Origin of the sequence: Mucilaginibacter metallidurans (genome assembly GCF_003286435.2) — a bacterium.
Lineage (GTDB): Bacteria > Bacteroidota > Bacteroidia > Sphingobacteriales > Sphingobacteriaceae > Mucilaginibacter > Mucilaginibacter gossypii.
Genome location: NZ_CP043449.1, coordinates 5,151,444 through 5,166,243 on the forward strand (window position 1 = coordinate 5,151,444; position 14,800 = coordinate 5,166,243).

At 41.0% G+C, this 14,800-nt stretch carries 20 protein-coding genes and 1 pseudogene; 8 read left to right on the forward strand and 13 right to left on the reverse strand.

Annotated elements, in window-relative coordinates; genetic code table 11:
* Window positions 1–25 precede the first annotated feature (25 nt).
* The 3 genes from DIU38_RS21755 to DIU38_RS21765 form a co-directional block, all read right to left on the reverse strand.
* Complete coding sequence (locus DIU38_RS21755; RefSeq protein WP_112658317.1) at window positions 26–610, reverse strand: hypothetical protein; 585 nt, start codon at window positions 608–610, stop codon at window positions 26–28.
* Window positions 595–1,023 carry a hypothetical protein gene (locus DIU38_RS21760; RefSeq protein ID WP_112658315.1) on the reverse strand — a complete coding sequence of 143 codons (429 nt, stop codon included), beginning with the start codon at window positions 1,021–1,023 and terminating at the stop codon, window positions 595–597. Before DIU38_RS21760 ends, DIU38_RS21755 begins: the two co-directional genes overlap by 16 nt.
* A 457-nt stretch (window positions 1,024–1,480) precedes the next feature.
* Complete coding sequence (locus DIU38_RS21765; RefSeq protein ID WP_112658313.1) at window positions 1,481–1,906, reverse strand: helix-turn-helix transcriptional regulator; 426 nt, start codon at window positions 1,904–1,906, stop codon at window positions 1,481–1,483.
* Between the two features lie 329 nt (window positions 1,907–2,235).
* Here DIU38_RS21765 and DIU38_RS21770 point away from each other — a divergent pair, with 329 nt between their 5' ends.
* The 3 genes from DIU38_RS21770 (at window position 2,236) to DIU38_RS34940 (ending at window position 3,855) form a co-directional block, all read left to right on the forward strand.
* On the forward strand, window positions 2,236–2,661 hold the full coding sequence (locus DIU38_RS21770) for a helix-turn-helix transcriptional regulator (protein WP_112658311.1): 426 nt from the start codon (window positions 2,236–2,238) through the stop codon (window positions 2,659–2,661).
* A gap of 260 nt (window positions 2,662–2,921) precedes the next feature.
* Window positions 2,922–3,260 carry a phage integrase SAM-like domain-containing protein gene (locus tag DIU38_RS21775; RefSeq protein ID WP_167516243.1) on the forward strand — a complete coding sequence of 113 codons (339 nt, stop codon included), beginning with the start codon at window positions 2,922–2,924 and terminating at the stop codon, window positions 3,258–3,260.
* A 190-nt stretch (window positions 3,261–3,450) separates the two neighbouring features.
* Window positions 3,451–3,855: a tyrosine-type recombinase/integrase gene (locus DIU38_RS34940; RefSeq protein ID WP_407716484.1), complete on the forward strand. Its 405-nt coding sequence runs from the start codon at window positions 3,451–3,453 to the stop codon at window positions 3,853–3,855.
* A 324-nt stretch (window positions 3,856–4,179) separates the two neighbouring features.
* On the opposite strand, the gene DIU38_RS21785 is transcribed toward DIU38_RS34940, so the two are convergent.
* The 6 genes from DIU38_RS21785 to DIU38_RS21805 form a co-directional block, all read right to left on the reverse strand.
* Window positions 4,180–4,782, reverse strand: coding sequence for a hypothetical protein (locus tag DIU38_RS21785; protein WP_112658307.1), 603 nt, complete (start codon window positions 4,780–4,782; stop codon window positions 4,180–4,182).
* A 43-nt stretch (window positions 4,783–4,825) separates the two neighbouring features.
* Window positions 4,826–5,806, reverse strand: coding sequence for a relaxase/mobilization nuclease domain-containing protein (locus DIU38_RS21790; RefSeq protein ID WP_112658305.1), 981 nt, complete (start codon window positions 5,804–5,806; stop codon window positions 4,826–4,828).
* Window positions 5,796–6,173: a MobC family plasmid mobilization relaxosome protein gene (locus DIU38_RS21795; RefSeq protein ID WP_112658303.1), complete on the reverse strand. Its 378-nt coding sequence runs from the start codon at window positions 6,171–6,173 to the stop codon at window positions 5,796–5,798. The genes DIU38_RS21790 and DIU38_RS21795 overlap by 11 nt, the downstream gene beginning before the upstream one ends.
* Window positions 6,174–6,390: 217 nt before the next feature.
* Entirely contained in the window at window positions 6,391–6,666 is a 276-nt protein-coding gene (locus DIU38_RS21800; protein WP_112658301.1) for a hypothetical protein, read from the reverse strand.
* A 34-nt stretch (window positions 6,667–6,700) separates the two neighbouring features.
* Complete coding sequence (locus DIU38_RS33165; protein ID WP_167516244.1) at window positions 6,701–6,850, reverse strand: hypothetical protein; 150 nt, start codon at window positions 6,848–6,850, stop codon at window positions 6,701–6,703.
* A 14-nt stretch (window positions 6,851–6,864) separates the two neighbouring features.
* On the reverse strand, window positions 6,865–7,134 hold the full coding sequence (locus DIU38_RS21805; protein ID WP_112658299.1) for a helix-turn-helix transcriptional regulator: 270 nt from the start codon (window positions 7,132–7,134) through the stop codon (window positions 6,865–6,867).
* Window positions 7,135–7,359: 225 nt separating this feature from the next.
* Here DIU38_RS21805 and DIU38_RS34175 point away from each other — a divergent pair.
* Window positions 7,360–7,763: pseudogene (locus DIU38_RS34175) on the forward strand (ISAs1 family transposase).
* A 171-nt stretch (window positions 7,764–7,934) separates the two neighbouring features.
* Here DIU38_RS34175 and DIU38_RS33170 read toward each other — a convergent pair.
* Window positions 7,935–8,084 (reverse strand): hypothetical protein, encoded by a 150-nt coding sequence (locus DIU38_RS33170; RefSeq protein WP_167516246.1) that lies wholly within the window; start codon window positions 8,082–8,084, stop codon window positions 7,935–7,937.
* A gap of 29 nt (window positions 8,085–8,113) precedes the next feature.
* Between DIU38_RS33170 and DIU38_RS21820 the strand changes: the two genes are divergently transcribed.
* Window positions 8,114–8,476 carry an ISAs1 family transposase gene (locus DIU38_RS21820; protein WP_149354147.1) on the forward strand — a complete coding sequence of 121 codons (363 nt, stop codon included), beginning with the start codon at window positions 8,114–8,116 and terminating at the stop codon, window positions 8,474–8,476.
* A 97-nt stretch (window positions 8,477–8,573) separates the two neighbouring features.
* Here DIU38_RS21820 and DIU38_RS21825 read toward each other — a convergent pair whose 3' ends face one another.
* A complete protein-coding gene (locus DIU38_RS21825) occupies window positions 8,574–9,335 on the reverse strand; it encodes a hypothetical protein (protein WP_112657530.1) in 762 nt (253 codons plus the stop codon).
* A 904-nt stretch (window positions 9,336–10,239) separates the two neighbouring features.
* Between DIU38_RS21825 and DIU38_RS21830 the strand changes: the two genes are divergently transcribed.
* From DIU38_RS21830 to DIU38_RS33580, 3 genes are all read left to right on the forward strand, one after another.
* Window positions 10,240–11,073 (forward strand): glycosyltransferase family 61 protein, encoded by an 834-nt coding sequence (locus tag DIU38_RS21830; protein ID WP_167516247.1) that lies wholly within the window; start codon window positions 10,240–10,242, stop codon window positions 11,071–11,073.
* A gap of 29 nt (window positions 11,074–11,102) precedes the next feature.
* Complete coding sequence (locus DIU38_RS21835; protein ID WP_112657523.1) at window positions 11,103–11,837, forward strand: sugar phosphate nucleotidyltransferase; 735 nt, start codon at window positions 11,103–11,105, stop codon at window positions 11,835–11,837.
* 656 nt (window positions 11,838–12,493) lie between these two features.
* Window positions 12,494–12,685 carry a hypothetical protein gene (locus DIU38_RS33580; protein WP_112657521.1) on the forward strand — a complete coding sequence of 64 codons (192 nt, stop codon included), beginning with the start codon at window positions 12,494–12,496 and terminating at the stop codon, window positions 12,683–12,685.
* A gap of 191 nt (window positions 12,686–12,876) precedes the next feature.
* Here the strand turns inward: DIU38_RS33580 and DIU38_RS21840 are convergent, their stop codons facing one another.
* Both DIU38_RS21840 and DIU38_RS21845 read right to left on the reverse strand, forming a co-directional pair.
* Complete coding sequence (locus DIU38_RS21840; protein ID WP_112657519.1) at window positions 12,877–13,722, reverse strand: hypothetical protein; 846 nt, start codon at window positions 13,720–13,722, stop codon at window positions 12,877–12,879.
* Complete coding sequence (locus tag DIU38_RS21845; protein ID WP_112657517.1) at window positions 13,722–14,789, reverse strand: glycosyltransferase family 2 protein; 1,068 nt, start codon at window positions 14,787–14,789, stop codon at window positions 13,722–13,724. Before DIU38_RS21845 ends, DIU38_RS21840 begins: the two co-directional genes overlap by 1 nt.
* Window positions 14,790–14,800 lie beyond the last annotated feature (11 nt).

Sequence of the window (14,800 nt, forward strand, 5' to 3'; positions counted from 1 at the left end):
TATTTAACGATGGCACACTAAGGCTTCAGAAATCATTCTTATCCGCATCTTTCAACCATTCAACATTGCCCGGATCATAAGGGTCGAGCCAGTCTGCTTTGGCATTCGCCCAGGCAAACCATTGTGGATCAGGATCCGGCACGGCCAATGTATAATCACGGATCAGCTGAGCTCGCTTCCAGCGTTCGGCATCCCTCATCAATTCTTTATAAGCATCTTTTTCCTGCTTTTTTCGGGCATCAAATTCGGCTTTTTCTTTTCTTTCACGTTCCCAGTTTGCCTGCCAGATCCGGGCTTTTTCCAGGTAAAGTTCTTCCTCTTTTGCGGCCAGTTCCAGCTTTGCCAGTATTTTGGGTAATTGCTCTTCCAGCAAAACCGCTTTGAGGTCCTGCCATTCTGATTTCAGCCTCGTATCAATTCTGAAAACAACTTTCCCGTTCGGGTGCCATTCGTAATTACGATATGATTTATCATATACCCTCACCTTGGTTGTCCGCTCCCGAAATGTCACTTTTAACCTGATATCGCGTATCACCACATAATTGCCATCGTCATGCAGTTCAAAGAAATAGCCGCGTACCCTCACGCATTTGATCAGCGTAGGCAGCACCGATAGAGGTTTATGTGGTTAACCTTCAGGAAAGTAAATACAGGTTCTAGCTGTTCTTTTTCGTAAGCCAGATGGAGTGTTGCCTTGATTCTCCTGGATTCTGTTCTTTTTGCGGCCTGCAAATCCTCGTCGATCATTCTTGAAGCGAGATTAAAAAGTATGTTCAGCTCCAGCCGCCTGTTCATGTAATATGTTGCGGAAGAGCCGAAAAGCTGTAAGAACTCTTCAATCCTGGAGGTGGTCAATTCGCGGATCGACATTTCACGTCCTTCCGCTCCAAGGAACTCCATAAAATGGTTAAAGGCGTAGCGTAAATTGTTTTTGTGGTGCTTGCTTAGATCGGATTCGAGCTTTTTATTCAAGGCCTGCTGGAATAGCAGGCCGATTGAATCATTTTTTATTTTTTCGTTCATTAAGCAAAGTCTTTCACCGACAGTCAAAACGGCAATCACAGTGAAGCTGGCAGGGCCGTGGAATAATCCACGACCTCTGCCCGAACTTCAACTGCGGTCCTAGCGGTGCCCTGTGCGGTTTCTTTTTTTCCATCGGCAAAAAGATTAAGAGACTTAATCTATGTACACAACCGATCTGACTCATGGTCAATTTTTATTATCTCACAAACTTTTTTGTTTTGCTGGTCTGTAGGTATATGTAGTCTTTTTATAAGCCAGAAGCATTTATCGCTACATCATTTGCCGACATCACAAATGTCACTTAATTATATGTTCTAAACTATCCTTAAACTTTCTAAACTATTCTTCATCAAGAGCCAAACGACAGGTTTACTTTCTGACAAGAAACGCTCATCTTATATATAAGCATACAGTTACATCTTCTGCAAAAAATCAAGGGGAGCTTCAAAACCGTATCTTAGAGCCTTTTCTCTTCTATCAATGCTGTGTAAAGATCCCTAATAGCGGCATTTTCCCTTTTTAGTATATCAATTTCATGATAAGCTGCGTACAGCTCTTGGTGCGCCATAAGAGCCTCAGTACCCATTGCTACCATTTTAACGTGTATTTCTGGTGGCAAAAGCCCTGCACCCGGAAGTTTTAATAAAGATAAAACATCTTTCATCGTGTTAGCTCGCAGCGTAGCCTCTCTTTTTATGCTTATATAAAAATAATCCGCGGGAATATCAAAAATTTTGCGAAGCTTAAGACAGGTATCTTTATCCAGCAGTCTAACTTCGTTTTCAAGTTCTACATAGGTTTTTTCGTCCATGTTTAATAAACGTGCAAGCTGCCCTTCGGTAAATCCCTTAGCTTTACGTGCTATATATAATACGCTATTCATGATTTTTTTTACAAATAAGACGAGTTTGGAGCGTATATAAAATTCAGGAATGTGCTAAAATATTCTCTCACTATGTAATGAATTGGAGGTACCTCTCATTACCGCCCTATCTTTTAGGAGCTATCGTATACTATAATGTAGTATGAAAAGAATAATGTATTACTTTGTAAATCAGATGAATACCTAAACGGAAGGGCGATATATTTATCAAAAATTAGAGAATCTACATCTTAAGAGATCACGTAGTCATCAACTATTATTTCTATATTAGATAAACCAAGGCTTTTTATTATTTTGTTTACATTTGACCGAACTCTACATACTAACTTATGAACACGACTGATACACCAAAAAATATTCATCAAGGCCGTAACGTTAAACGCTTCCGTGAAATGCTGGGGCTTAAACAAGAGGCTTTGGCTATCGCACTTGGTGAAGAGTGGAGTCAAAAAAGGGTTTCATTACTGGAAAGTAAAGAAACTTTGGAGCCTGAAATTTTATCTCAAGTGGCGAAAGCATTAAAAGTGCCGGAAGATTCTATCAAAAACTTTGACGAGGAGGCCGCAATTAATATTATCAATTCAACATTTACCAGTAATGACAACTCAACGTCGATTGCATACCAGCCCAATTTCACATTCAATCCTATCGACAAACTTGTAGAATTGTTTGAGGAAAACAAAAAGCTCTATGAACGACTGCTACAAAGCGAACAAGAAAAAGTAGAGATTCTCAAAGACAAGCATAATAAATAAAGCTCTTTTGCAGCTTATAATTTTATTTTCTTAAGCCTTTAGCTAAGCAAACTGTTACTTCATCCGTAACCAACCTCGAACGCCATGAAAGTAACTATCAGAACGCATGCCCTTACCAAGGGTCGTCATCGCCTGTTCTTGGACTACTACCCCTAATCGTAAATCCAAAAACTAAAAAGCAAACCGGATATGAAAATCTCAAACTCTTCGTATATGACCATCCGACAACACCTGCGGAAAAGAATCATAACCGGACAACTATGGAGCTGGCAAATACCATCTGCGCCAAACGTCAACTCGAATTACAGGCTCAAAAGCATGGAATGTCGCCCAGTTTCAGGAAACATGAAAGTTTTATTACCTACTTCAGGAAACTTGCAGATCAGCAACGTGGCTTAAATTGGCACAATTGGGATAGCAGTGTCAGGTATTTCCAGCTTTTTGCAGATGGCGCAGATATTAGTTTTGCTGAACTTGACCTGTCTCTTTGCGAACAATTCAAGCGGTTTTTATTGGACGAACCTAAACTGCGCGAATCAAGGCGTGGTATCGGGCATAATAGTGCGCTAAGTTATTTCAATAAATTCCTACAGCACTAAAACAAGCCTGGCGCGAGAAACTGATCAGCGATGACTTACACGCGTTGTCGCCGGGACTTAAGGAAATCGAGGCGGAAGTTGAGTTTCTAACGATGAGTGAAGTGCGCCAGATGCTTACCATTCCAATAAAAGATGATTTATATAAAAGGGTCGTGTTGTTAGAATTTTAACGGGACTTAGGTTTTGTGATATAAAATACCTCAACTGGAAACAGGTTCGCGGCGAGCAGGATAATTACTATCTCCAATTTCGACAGCGTAAAACCTATAAGCCCCAACTCGTTTATATCTCTAACCAAGCCTTTTATCTCTTAGGCGAACGCGGAGATCCTGCCACACTTGTCTTTCCAAAAGTTAATTACAATTACACCAGGGATCTTTTAAAAGTCTGGCCTAAACAAGCCGGTATAAATAAGCATCTGACTTTTAGTTGTCTCCGGCATACCTATGCTACTTTACAACTTGACCACGGAACAGATATTTATACTATATCAAAGCTATTAGGACACCTGCACCTTAAAACCACGCAGCGGTATACCCGTGTTATGGATAAAGCAAAAAAAGAAGCCGCAAACCGGATCGTTCTCGACTTGTGATCTGCGCACACTATGTCATATCACCGCTTAAACAACCGGAGCTGTTAGCAGGAAAACTGTCAAGGGTCCCGATCCTATCATCGGGATTTATATACCCTTGACGGTTTTCCTGCGTAGCTAATTTTGTGACTGCGGTGCTGTGACTAACCTACAACTCGTGCGCGGGAAAGGCAGGTGTGAGGAACGAATACACTCCTGCGCGCGCGGCGGCAAGGCTGGCGGCGTAATGGAACCCGGAGCGAAGCGCGTGGTGCAATGGAGCCGCCTGCCGCAGCCGTATGGCCGTCCCCTCTCTCATCTCATAAGAAAACGAATAAAGGTTAATCACTTAGCCAATATTACTTTGTTCAGGTTATCCCTAGCCGTTTTCTGATCCTTGCCTGCCTGATCGGCAACAGCTTTAGCGGCAGCAATTGCCTGTTGTTTCTCCATTGCCTTTTCAGCCTCGGCAATAAAAGCACTCGGATCATCCTTTAATCTTGTAATAATTGTTTCGGCCGTTTTAGGATACATCGCCCTGACCATCCAGAAATTATAAGCTTCCTCGTTTAGCCGGTCATTTTGATAATTTAAATATAAAGCAGTACCAAATGATCCGGTCGTAATAACAAATACAATGACTATCCCAATGATCAGGCTTTTTGACCATGCCCCGAAATGATGGCTATTTTTGACACCGATCACTTTTGGTACTCTCGAAACTACATCTTTCAATTCATTGATCTGTTGCTGGATTTTTTTATCATCATAACGTTTATTGGCCGTTTCAATCCTGCCAGCTATCCGGTCTAATGTTTCCTTGTATTGATTTAAGAAACCCTTTAAAAATTCCGGCATTTCGGTTTCTACTATGGTTATCCTTTGAATGAACCCCTGTATCAGTTCCTCCAGCATCGTTACTTTTTCTTCCAGTTCTTCCTGTTGCATAAAACTTAGTTTTAATAATTAAATAATCTTTTTTGTTATCACGCTACCTGCTTATTCCTTGTGACTGGGAATGCTCCGCTTCATGTTTCTTTCGTTTCCTTCGAGCAATATCCGCATCTCCCATCGGGTCAGGCGGCCCGGCAACAAACTGCGGTTCCAACAAGGTTTCCAAGATGCCTTTACCGTGAATTGGAAGGTGTAACTGATCAGCCTGGCCATGCTGTCGGATCGCCTCCCTTAACTGATCGGCTAATGAAAGCGAATCTGGTCTTCTTATTTCTTGCTGCTGTTGCATCTGGCGATTGACTTTAAGCTGCGTATTAATCCCGGCATAACTCAAACTTCTGTCAATGGCAGAGCCTTTCATTTTGATGTCTCCTTTTTCAAAAGAGATACCCTGTACCTCGGTGCTTCCACTACGAAATTTATAAGCAATGCCTATACCCTGTTTATGCAGCTTCGCTTCCAGTTGTTTCCAGTCTGTTGATTGTTTAAGCGTTGCTTTAATAATATCAAAAAGTTCATACCGGGTTTTCTCCGTACCTTTTAATGCCTGCCTATTTACCTGATCCTTACCTTCACCTAAATGATAGCCATACTTCAGTGTGATCTCCTTACAGGCTTTCACATTCTTCGCAAAATTATTTTTATCGGTAATGGTGTTGCCATTATTGTCTACCCTGTTATAGATCACATGTAAATGCGGGTGTTCCCTGTCATGGTGACGGACGATAACAAATTGCGTATTACGGATACCTATTTTATCCATGTATTCTTTTGCTCGTTCCACCATAATTTGATTAGTCAGTTTGGTCAAGTCTTCTTTACTCCAGCTTAAAACCAAGTGACCCACCGCTTTACCTAACTCCGGCCGCATCTTTCGTTGCAGGTTGAAATCATGGGTGATCGTACTTGCATTCTGCATCCTCACTCCTTCACTAGCAATGATCTTTGCATCCTGCTTGTTTACCACATAGTGGACACAGCCGCCAAAGCTCCTCCCGGTAATTGGTTTACCTATCATTCCTGCTGATCTTAGTTAATAAATCTTCGATCTGTTTAAGCATAGCCTGACACTTAAAAGCCAAAGAAAAAAGCCCGGCCACATGGGCAAGGTGTGTTAGTTGGTTAAGGTTATTGGCAAGCCCCGCCAGCATCCTGAACCAACCGGTTTCCTCTACAGTAAATCGCGGGAAGACTTTGGCGCTTTTGGCAGCCCTGCGGAACCATTCGCTCGATCTCAAGCCAGCTTTCTTTGCCCGCCCATCGATCAAAACACGTTCCGTCGGCGTAAGCCGCACCATCAGGAAATCGCTTCGGCTTACTGTTTTCTTCGGTCTGCCGGGCACCCTTTTTTTCTGTATTTTCTCTTTTTCAGTGGATCCTGTCATAAAATTTATTTCCTAAACCTTCTTCCCAAACCGACCAACGGGAGCGAGTTACCGGATCACCCCGGCGGGGTGTATCCGGGTTTTTGTGAAGCAAAAACATTAACTCGCTCCCTTCGGGTCTTAGATTTCTCCACCATATATCCCGTTATCTGTATTTGTTCTGCATATCGCTCGCGGTATGCGATTCCAATGTTGCAAAACGAAGTTTTGCGGTAATTTAGACGGTATCCTTTTTCGCCGCTGCTTCTGCTTCCGGCCAGTAAACCAGGCTGCCCTGCTTGGGATGATAAGATGGCTGATACCGGATATAACTATACTCATCCAATTCCCTAATGCATTTGTGGTAAGTGGCAATTGATGCGACCTTGGAAAACGCCATAAGCGTTTTCCGGGTCACGCTAAATGGGCTGACAAAGCCGTTCCGCTGCCAGCAGACAAACAGACCGGTAAACAGGCTAAGATGGGTTGGCAACAATCGATTATCCTTTTCCATGCATTTAAGCAAGCTGGCATAGGCTGCCAGCTCCTTAACATATCCCTAACAGCTTTCTTACCTCCACACTCTTCAGCCATTGCTTGGTACTGGCCTGCCCCGGCTGTATGATCCTTTTGATCTCGTTTAGCAGATCGCTTTTAAATTCCAGTAAATCCCCTTTGGTGATCAGTTCCACATTCATCTGTTCCTCCTTGTTTAATCGTTAATGGTTTGTTGCATGGCATTCAGTACTTCACTTTTTCTGAAGTATACCCTTTTATGCAGGCGCAAATAGGGTAAGCCTTTTTTCATCCAGTCAGTAAGCGTAACGAGAGACACGCCGAGTTCAGCGGCAAGTTCCTGCTTGGATAAAAGTTTTTCTGAGTTGGGCAGCTGGCTGCCGCCCGTTTTAAAATGTTCCTGTAGTTTCGCCCTCACTGCCTGGCGTATGCACAGGCTAAGAGCTCCTTGATCAATTATCTGCATAGCATTTGTTTTGGAACAAATGTGTGCTGTAGAGAACAGATTTCTTGACCATGCAGAACTGCATGGTTAAAATGGAGTGGTTTGGAGAAAGCTAAAAGTCAGGGCTGACGTATAAGAAACGGTAAAAATGAGTAGTGTTACCAACAAAATGTTGGTAAAGAGGGAATAAGTTTAAATGTTCGGGGGGGGTAAAGCCTTTTAGAATTTTTTCTTTGTAAAAAGAATATGACAACCTCACTCCATGATCATTTCAGATGGATACCCGATCCGCGCACGGGCAATAATAAGAAACATAATTTACTGGAAGTAATAATCCTATCGGTATTGGCGGTTGTATGCGGTGCGGAAAGCTGGTACGAAATGGAGGAGTTGGCAAGGAAAAAGAAGACTTTTTAAAACAGTTGCTACCGCTTGAAAATGGCATACCGAGTCATGATACGATCAATCGCGTTTTTATGATGATCGATGCGGATGTTTTTGAACGCTGTTTCCGCGCCTGGACGGCGGAACTTGGCCAGAGCCTTCAAACAACAGGTACATCTGGCGAAAGGGAACTGATTGCTATCGATGGAAAGAGCGTCTGCAATAGCGCCTGCAAGCATCAGGGATTGGGGCATTACATTTGGTAAGTGCCTGGTCAGGCCGTAATCAGTTGGTACTTGGGCAACAAAAGGTGGCTGACAAGAGTAATGAGATTAGTGCCATCCCGGCATTACTATCTTTATTGAACATTAAGGGGCAGTAGTCAGCATCGATGCGATGGGCACCCAAAAAGCAATCGCTGAAAAGATTATCGAAAGTCAGGGGATTATATCCTGGCCCTGAAGCAAAACCATGAAACGTTTTATGACCAGGTAACCAACCAGTTTAACTTCAGGGAAGACAGTTACAGCCAGCATCTGGATAAAGGGCACGGGCGGTCTGAGATCAGAACCTGCAAGGTCATACATGAACTTAACTGGATTGACGAAAAGGAAAATTGGAAAGGAATAAAGAGTATTATCAAAATCACCTCCGAACGCATAATTGGGACAGCCGTACTACACAAAATCGTTATTACATCTCCAGCCTTCAGGCAGACGCTGCCTATTTTAACAAAGCCATCCGCACACATTGGGGAATAGAAAACCAGTTGCACTGGCAACTGGATGTTGGTTTTGCCGAAGATTATAATACCACACGAAATAGTCAGGCTGCACAAAATCTTGCTGTAGTCAGAAAGATAGCTTTAAATATTCTAAAGGCTGACAAAACCAGCAAAGCCAGCATAAAGGCCAAAAGAAAAATGGCTGGGTGGAATCACAAGTTTCTCCTAACACTTATAGCTAACAAAAATTTCTAATGCGTCGGCCCTGAGCTAAAAGTGCTTATAAGATACTCATTGACAAATTGATGCTATATTTGCGAATAGCTAATTACGTTGCCAGCAAAAGAAAAAGTTAACTCCTCTTTTTTGCAGGATTTATCGTAAAAAGCTTTGATTTTGCAGGAATATCGGCGTGTTTATCTCCAGGGTCACGCTTGTCACTTGGGAAATACCTGCGTATGGTTTCGTAATTGATCTCCTTATCCCCTTCGCGAAAATACTTGCAGATCATTTTCATCCAGACACTTTGCGTTTGGGAAAACATGAGTTCTTTGCCTTCTGGAGTTTTAAGTTCCTGCATTTGCAAATGCAGATGTAAAACCGCATTTCGGTAGCCTTCCGGAATATTGATATAACCTTCGGTTTTAAACGCTGTAGCTTTCCTGAGATCGGCTTTCAATTTCGTTACCTCTTGTTTAAGTGCTAATATTTCTGACTCCTGCTGCGCTATCACTGCATCATTGGACTTGTGTATATTCCAGCGGTCATGCGTGATCAGCATTGCTGTAATTTTTTGCAATCGCAATATTTCCCGCTCATTCCTCAAATGATTCTGGTCATAGACATCTTTGCCCAACAAAACTTTCAACTGCCTTTCAATAAGCGACCAAAAATATTTATAGAATATTTCTTCTGTACCATCAGTATGTTGAGACAGATAATAGGCCAGGTGGCGTTGGTAAAATTCATCTATCTGATCTTCTCGAATGGCAAACACTCTTTTGAAAAAGTGCTTTAAAAAATGTGACCTGTCCCATTGTAATGGATTGCCGATATCCAGTGTATCGTTTGCAAAATCAAATCGATCATGCGGTTTAAAATATATTACACTCATAGGTAAGGTGATTTATTCAAAAATAAGCGTTTCGAGATTGGAAGAAAAGCATTTGGACACGTCCCCTTTTATTCAACTATTTGGAAAATCAAAAATAGCTATTCTGAACATTTTTGCTTCTTTTGATAGTTATAATTAGCGTCCTCCACGTTGATCGTCAAACAATGTTTTCCCTGTTTTCCAAATAAGTGATTCTTCTTTCTCAAAACATGCTTACCTATTTGATTTATCATTTCATTAAGATTTAGCTCCCGTTTAAAGCGCAATGTGGCGGTCACTATTTTGGTAAAAACAGATATCAAAATCTGTATACACATGCGATCGAAACGTTATAAAGTTCGCGGTAACCATATCACCGTGGCAAGTCTAAAGGCTCATCAGCGCATTTTGCAACCTCCTGAAAACTCTATTAGCCATATTAGAAAAGAAAGGTATGCAAAAGCATCGCTGATCACGGAGTTTTCGCTGGCTATCCGTCCTTCCAGGACAATACAATTATTATTATTTGCATACTTGCATTTTGAATTTCTAATGTTATTTTTATAACACCAAATAATATAAACTCATAATCTCAATTGTCGCTAGCTTTTGCTGTACTGTATTTTCCTTTTGGAAAACTATCTTTCAGTAGTTGCCTGCGGCAGAACAGATTACTTGAGTTTATAAACCTAAACAGTCCGCAGAACTCACACTACTTATGCCAGAATGTATTGTTTTATCGCTTCCCCGTAATGTACAAGAAGGGGAGAAACATTTATTCGCCTCATTTCTGTCTTTCAAAACTCCGCAAATAAAGGTTAAAAATTTAAAAAACGTATTTGTAACAAACAGCGGTTTTTGCCTTAACGGCAGGGGCCTCGTTAAAGAATCACATCACGCATATCCAGCACACCTTGATAAATATTTGAAAGAGGCCAGTTTCTATTATTACGATGCACTTCACAATCCAGATAAACTTGTATACCTCGAAAGTGAGGATCGCTTTTTAATGATTCACCATCCCTGGTTTATGTATTACCATTGGCTATGTGAGTCAATATTCAGACTTTGGGCGGTCAAAGACAATCTGTCACAGCTCATACTTTTATTGCCTGAAGAATACGCAGGCATCGATTTTGTGGACAAAACCCTGCTACCTTTTGGCGTCGGAAAAATCTTTTACATTCCCAAAGGGAAAAGCTTAATGGTAAGAAATTTATGCCTTCCGCAAATCAAGCCGTTTATAGAATCTTATGATTATAAACTCTTACTGCAGGTCAGGGACTTCTATCTGAATTATGTGACCAGTAATTATGCCTATAACTTTAATCTCGGAGACCGACTTTATATAAGCAGGGAGAAGGCAGCGAGAAAAAAGATCATTAACGAACCCGAATTAGTCCCGGTTCTGAAAAGATATGGTTTTAAAATCATATATAACGAAGATTATGACTTTTTTGAACAGGTAGCGATTTATTCCAGGGCGACATGTGTAATCTCTATCCATGGCTCCGGTTTGACCAATATGCTTTTTATGCCCCCAGGGGGCGTTGTTTTTGAGTTCCAGAAACGACTGACAAATAGCAGGGATTGGCATAGCGTTGCTTTTTGGAGCCTATCTGAGGTATTAAAACATCATTACTACCACCAGATATGCGAACCATCAGATGTACAAGCAGACTATTTTACTGCCAATTATATCGTTGACATAAACCTTTTCGAAAAAAACATGGAATTATTAGCTTTGGATTTGAAATAATTTTTTTTGTTTCTTAAAACAACCCACCAATGAAAAAACTTTACGGACTATTACCGGCGGCCGGGCATGGTATGAGGATGCGCCCCTTTAGATATCCTAAAGAGCTGCTTCCTGTTTATTATGAATCTGTCAACCAGGATGAATATGTGCGCCCTAAACTACTTATTGAACATTCGCTCAATGCATTTTCGTTGACCGGAATCCAGGATATATATGTCGTTGTACCTGAATGGAAACCGGAGATCATGCGATACCTCGAAGATGGAGAACAATTTTATCACCATATCGCCTATTTATACAACGGTAAGGCAGCAGGTTTAGCCGACGCGCTGTTATCCGGTTATCCCTGGCTGAAAGATAAATATACGTGCTTTGCCATGCCTGATACGCTATTTTCTCCGGCGAATGGATTTGAAAGTTTGCAGCAAATGATGGATGAAAAGAATGCCGATCTCGTATTAGGAGTTTTTCCCACGAACGAACCGCAACATTTCGCCCCGGTGGAGTTCACTAGCGATCAGCGTGTCATTGGCACCGAAGAAAAACCGGCGTCTACCGCATTTAATAACACTTGGGGAATTGCCTTATGGAGTCCTGCTTTTTGGGAATTTTTTAAAAATGAAAATAAAGACCTTGAACATGGCATATCCGTTACGCAGACGTTTGATAAAGCGGCCAAATCTGATCTAAGGGTATATTGTGTCTATTTTGAGCATGGTTGGTACAAAGACGTTGGGAGAATTGACAATATAACAATAGCTTAATGTGCAAAAACCATTTCAATTTTCTTCATGTATAAAACCATTAACAGACTTCAAGGGAACCTTCACGCACAACCTGAGATAAAGCAATTAACAGGCTCGGATTACTGCTGAGGAGCAGGATGGCGGTACCGTCTGCAGCCGCGACTTTATTTGCTGCAGCGTGTGTGGATGTTAAAGCCTACATTCTAAAGATCCGGGATTCTCACGAGTTCCCGGATTTTAGAATAAAGATGAAACTTTAAAAAACGACGGAGTTGCAAGCAGAACGGAACTTAATCGAACATAACGTATAAATTGAGAAATATCGCGCATTTAGATCCAACTGAGATACAAAACCGAAACTGCTCAAACCGTAGTGCATCGGACATATGACTTCTATAATATACAAGACAAGCTAGTTATTAATGCTCATCATATCTGCTGGTTACATCTCATTTGCCGAATACAGAGGTCGAAACAAAATGGCATAGCAGTTCCATTTCAAAAACAGGCAGGCTCAAGAAATTATTACCGCAATAAAAGACTTTTCACGTCAACAATATTCAGTAAATGGTAGGTATTCTTAAACGTGCATTTTTCAGCTACCGATCATTGATGTTAATACTGTTCAGCAATTCGATGCAAAACTGGAGCAGATCAGTGCGAAATCAGACAGTATGAACAAATCGTCCGGAGCAAAAAAAAAAGTGTACATTCATTTTGATAAAAACATTTACGCTACCGGCGATACGATTGGGTTCAAATTATACATTTTTTATGCGCCATCACTGAACCTTTCAGCGCAAAGCGTGATCGTTTATTTAGATGTATATCTTATCATTATTAAAAAAATTAAAGTGACAGCGTGATTGATATACCGCTTGTTATGTGGCATAACACTCCTGCCATATCAGGCTAAGCAGTTTAATTTAAGGCTGGCCAACCCCGAAACAGTTGCCGACTTCCATTAGTGCGGGCAACTTTTTCTTTGTCCCTGAGTCAGGTTACAGAAAGATGGGAAGTTTTAAGACATATATTCATATAATGCCACGGCAGATAATCAAGATTGGCGAGAGTGTCGCCAGAAATGACCGATCAGGTTTAAAACATACAACTTGGAAAGTTCGCTCAAACCGATCTGATAACAAAAGGTTTCTATGAATTTTTTTCCTCCTTCGCCGGAGATTAGTTTTTGTCCCTGTATCAGCCAAGTTGATAATATTATTTGATCTTCCAATGATGATTCTTCATCAACAGTATTATATGCGCAAAACGATAGTAAAATATGCTTATTATGAGTTGCGGCTTCTGCCGAGTCTTCTAATACTTGGTCAATAGTTTCCGAATCGCTGGACGCCCCCAAATCGTTTATAAGCTGCTTTACCATGGAATCAAAAAAGGCGTTAGTTTGTGTGTCAACATGGTTAGAGATCAATTTAAGTAACAGATGGGTGGCCAAATTAATGATGTCTTCCATCTCTTCAATTTGCCCGCTTAGAAATTGATTTAGAATCATACGCGACGTAGCCCTGGTAAAATCTAATAAAGGGCTTGCATCGGTTAAGAAATAAGTATCATAATTGTTGATTTCAAAGGAATTATTAGCGTAATTCATCCAGATACTTTTGCCCGGCGTGAACCTGATTGATGGTTCCGAGGATGGCATCTCTGCCAAAAAGTGTAAGACCTGGGTTCTGAAGCTATTGATAAGAGCTGTCTTGTACCCCTTCTCCGGTTCCAGGATTAACTTAATATGATCCCCACGGTAGTTCGACAGGAATATATAGAAATGTGCGATAAAAGCCTGGTTTTGTTTCAAAAAAGGAGCGATAACATTTTTGATCAGTTCCTGCCAGGCTTGATCTGCATAGTAGATGGAAAATCGAATGAGTGTCCGGTTAGTCATTATATTTCAGGAACAAGCTCCAATAATTCACCCTGTCCGTACCCTTCCGTATTCACCGAACTTCTGTTGACATAGCTTTCATGAAAAAAACATTTTCTCCGGTTATCTATTTCTGATTTATTAATGATCAATTGATCAAATACATTACGATCTGACACTTCAAAAAATATTCTGTCCCGGTAATTTACGGCACCTTCAGCAACTTTAACCATCTTCATTAACTTTTGCATATTGCCGGATAACAAGTAGTTTTCCTCCTTTAAAAGCCAGGAACCTGACTGCCATCCACTAAGAAGTGAAATCTCGTTATCTTCGCTGCCTCTGAATAGTTTCCTGGCTTTAATTAATTCACTGTCTAATATCCGGCCTTTTTCATAGCGGCCGTCATTAAAAAAGAATATAACTTCTGATAAATAAGGCTTTAAATAAGCAATGTAAATTTTTTCAATATGCTTACCTAAAAATTCATTCTGATACCGTTCTATGTTGGGATGGCTGATGGCATTTAAGAACTCCGGATGCTTATCGATAAATCCATGCAGTAAACCTTTCGCTTCAAGGCGTTTATAAATATCCATATCATCATATCCGTATCCTTCCAGATGTTCATTGAAACCACGTACTTCAGCAAAGTCAGTTGCCTTTACGCACAGACGCCCCATGACGTCTCTGACACTATAATCAGGTGTCAAAAACGCATTAGGGTTTGACTTGAAATACTCACCGATGTACTGTGCAAAAAACGGTCCGGTGAAATTGTCCGCATCGATATTACATAAAACATCACCACTCGCTTTTTTGAAAGCCATATTTCTTGAATGCGAACGATTAAAATAATGTGGTTGATTGGTACGATAATACCTGACCAAACCCGTGCTGAGTTCCTTCCGGAAATTGGTGGATATCCATTCATACAATCCGTCACTTGAATTATAATCGACAATGACAAACTCGACACACGGATATATTCGGTTATCGGAGATATTCTGAGGCAGGGTTTTACTTAAATGATGTAAACGGTTCATGCAAACCGTACAGAAAGATATTTTCGGGTCGTTATGTTTCATAAGATAACCTT

Coding starts and splice junctions, on each gene's coding strand:
- DIU38_RS21785 (WP_112658307.1), bottom strand. CDS start 4,782: ATGCAACAGGAAGAACTGGAAGAAAAAGTAACGATGCTGGAGGAACTG.
- DIU38_RS21805 (WP_112658299.1), bottom strand. CDS start 7,134: ATGCAGATAATTGATCAAGGAGCTCTTAGCCTGTGCATACGCCAGGCA.
- DIU38_RS21840 (WP_112657519.1), bottom strand. CDS start 13,722: ATGACTAACCGGACACTCATTCGATTTTCCATCTACTATGCAGATCAA.
- DIU38_RS21825 (WP_112657530.1), bottom strand. CDS start 9,335: ATGAGTGTAATATATTTTAAACCGCATGATCGATTTGATTTTGCAAAC.
- DIU38_RS21835 (WP_112657523.1), top strand. CDS start 11,103: ATGAAAAAACTTTACGGACTATTACCGGCGGCCGGGCATGGTATGAGG.
- DIU38_RS21845 (WP_112657517.1), bottom strand. CDS start 14,789: ATGAAACATAACGACCCGAAAATATCTTTCTGTACGGTTTGCATGAAC.
- DIU38_RS33580 (WP_112657521.1), top strand. CDS start 12,494: ATGAACAAATCGTCCGGAGCAAAAAAAAAAGTGTACATTCATTTTGAT.
- DIU38_RS21770 (WP_112658311.1), top strand. CDS start 2,236: ATGAACACGACTGATACACCAAAAAATATTCATCAAGGCCGTAACGTT.
- DIU38_RS21765 (WP_112658313.1), bottom strand. CDS start 1,906: ATGAATAGCGTATTATATATAGCACGTAAAGCTAAGGGATTTACCGAA.
- DIU38_RS21775 (WP_167516243.1), top strand. CDS start 2,922: ATGGAGCTGGCAAATACCATCTGCGCCAAACGTCAACTCGAATTACAG.
- DIU38_RS21760 (WP_112658315.1), bottom strand. CDS start 1,023: ATGAACGAAAAAATAAAAAATGATTCAATCGGCCTGCTATTCCAGCAG.
- DIU38_RS21790 (WP_112658305.1), bottom strand. CDS start 5,806: ATGATAGGTAAACCAATTACCGGGAGGAGCTTTGGCGGCTGTGTCCAC.
- DIU38_RS21800 (WP_112658301.1), bottom strand. CDS start 6,666: ATGGAAAAGGATAATCGATTGTTGCCAACCCATCTTAGCCTGTTTACC.
- DIU38_RS33170 (WP_167516246.1), bottom strand. CDS start 8,084: ATGTATGACCTTGCAGGTTCTGATCTCAGACCGCCCGTGCCCTTTATC.
- DIU38_RS33165 (WP_167516244.1), bottom strand. CDS start 6,850: ATGAATGTGGAACTGATCACCAAAGGGGATTTACTGGAATTTAAAAGC.
- DIU38_RS21795 (WP_112658303.1), bottom strand. CDS start 6,173: ATGACAGGATCCACTGAAAAAGAGAAAATACAGAAAAAAAGGGTGCCC.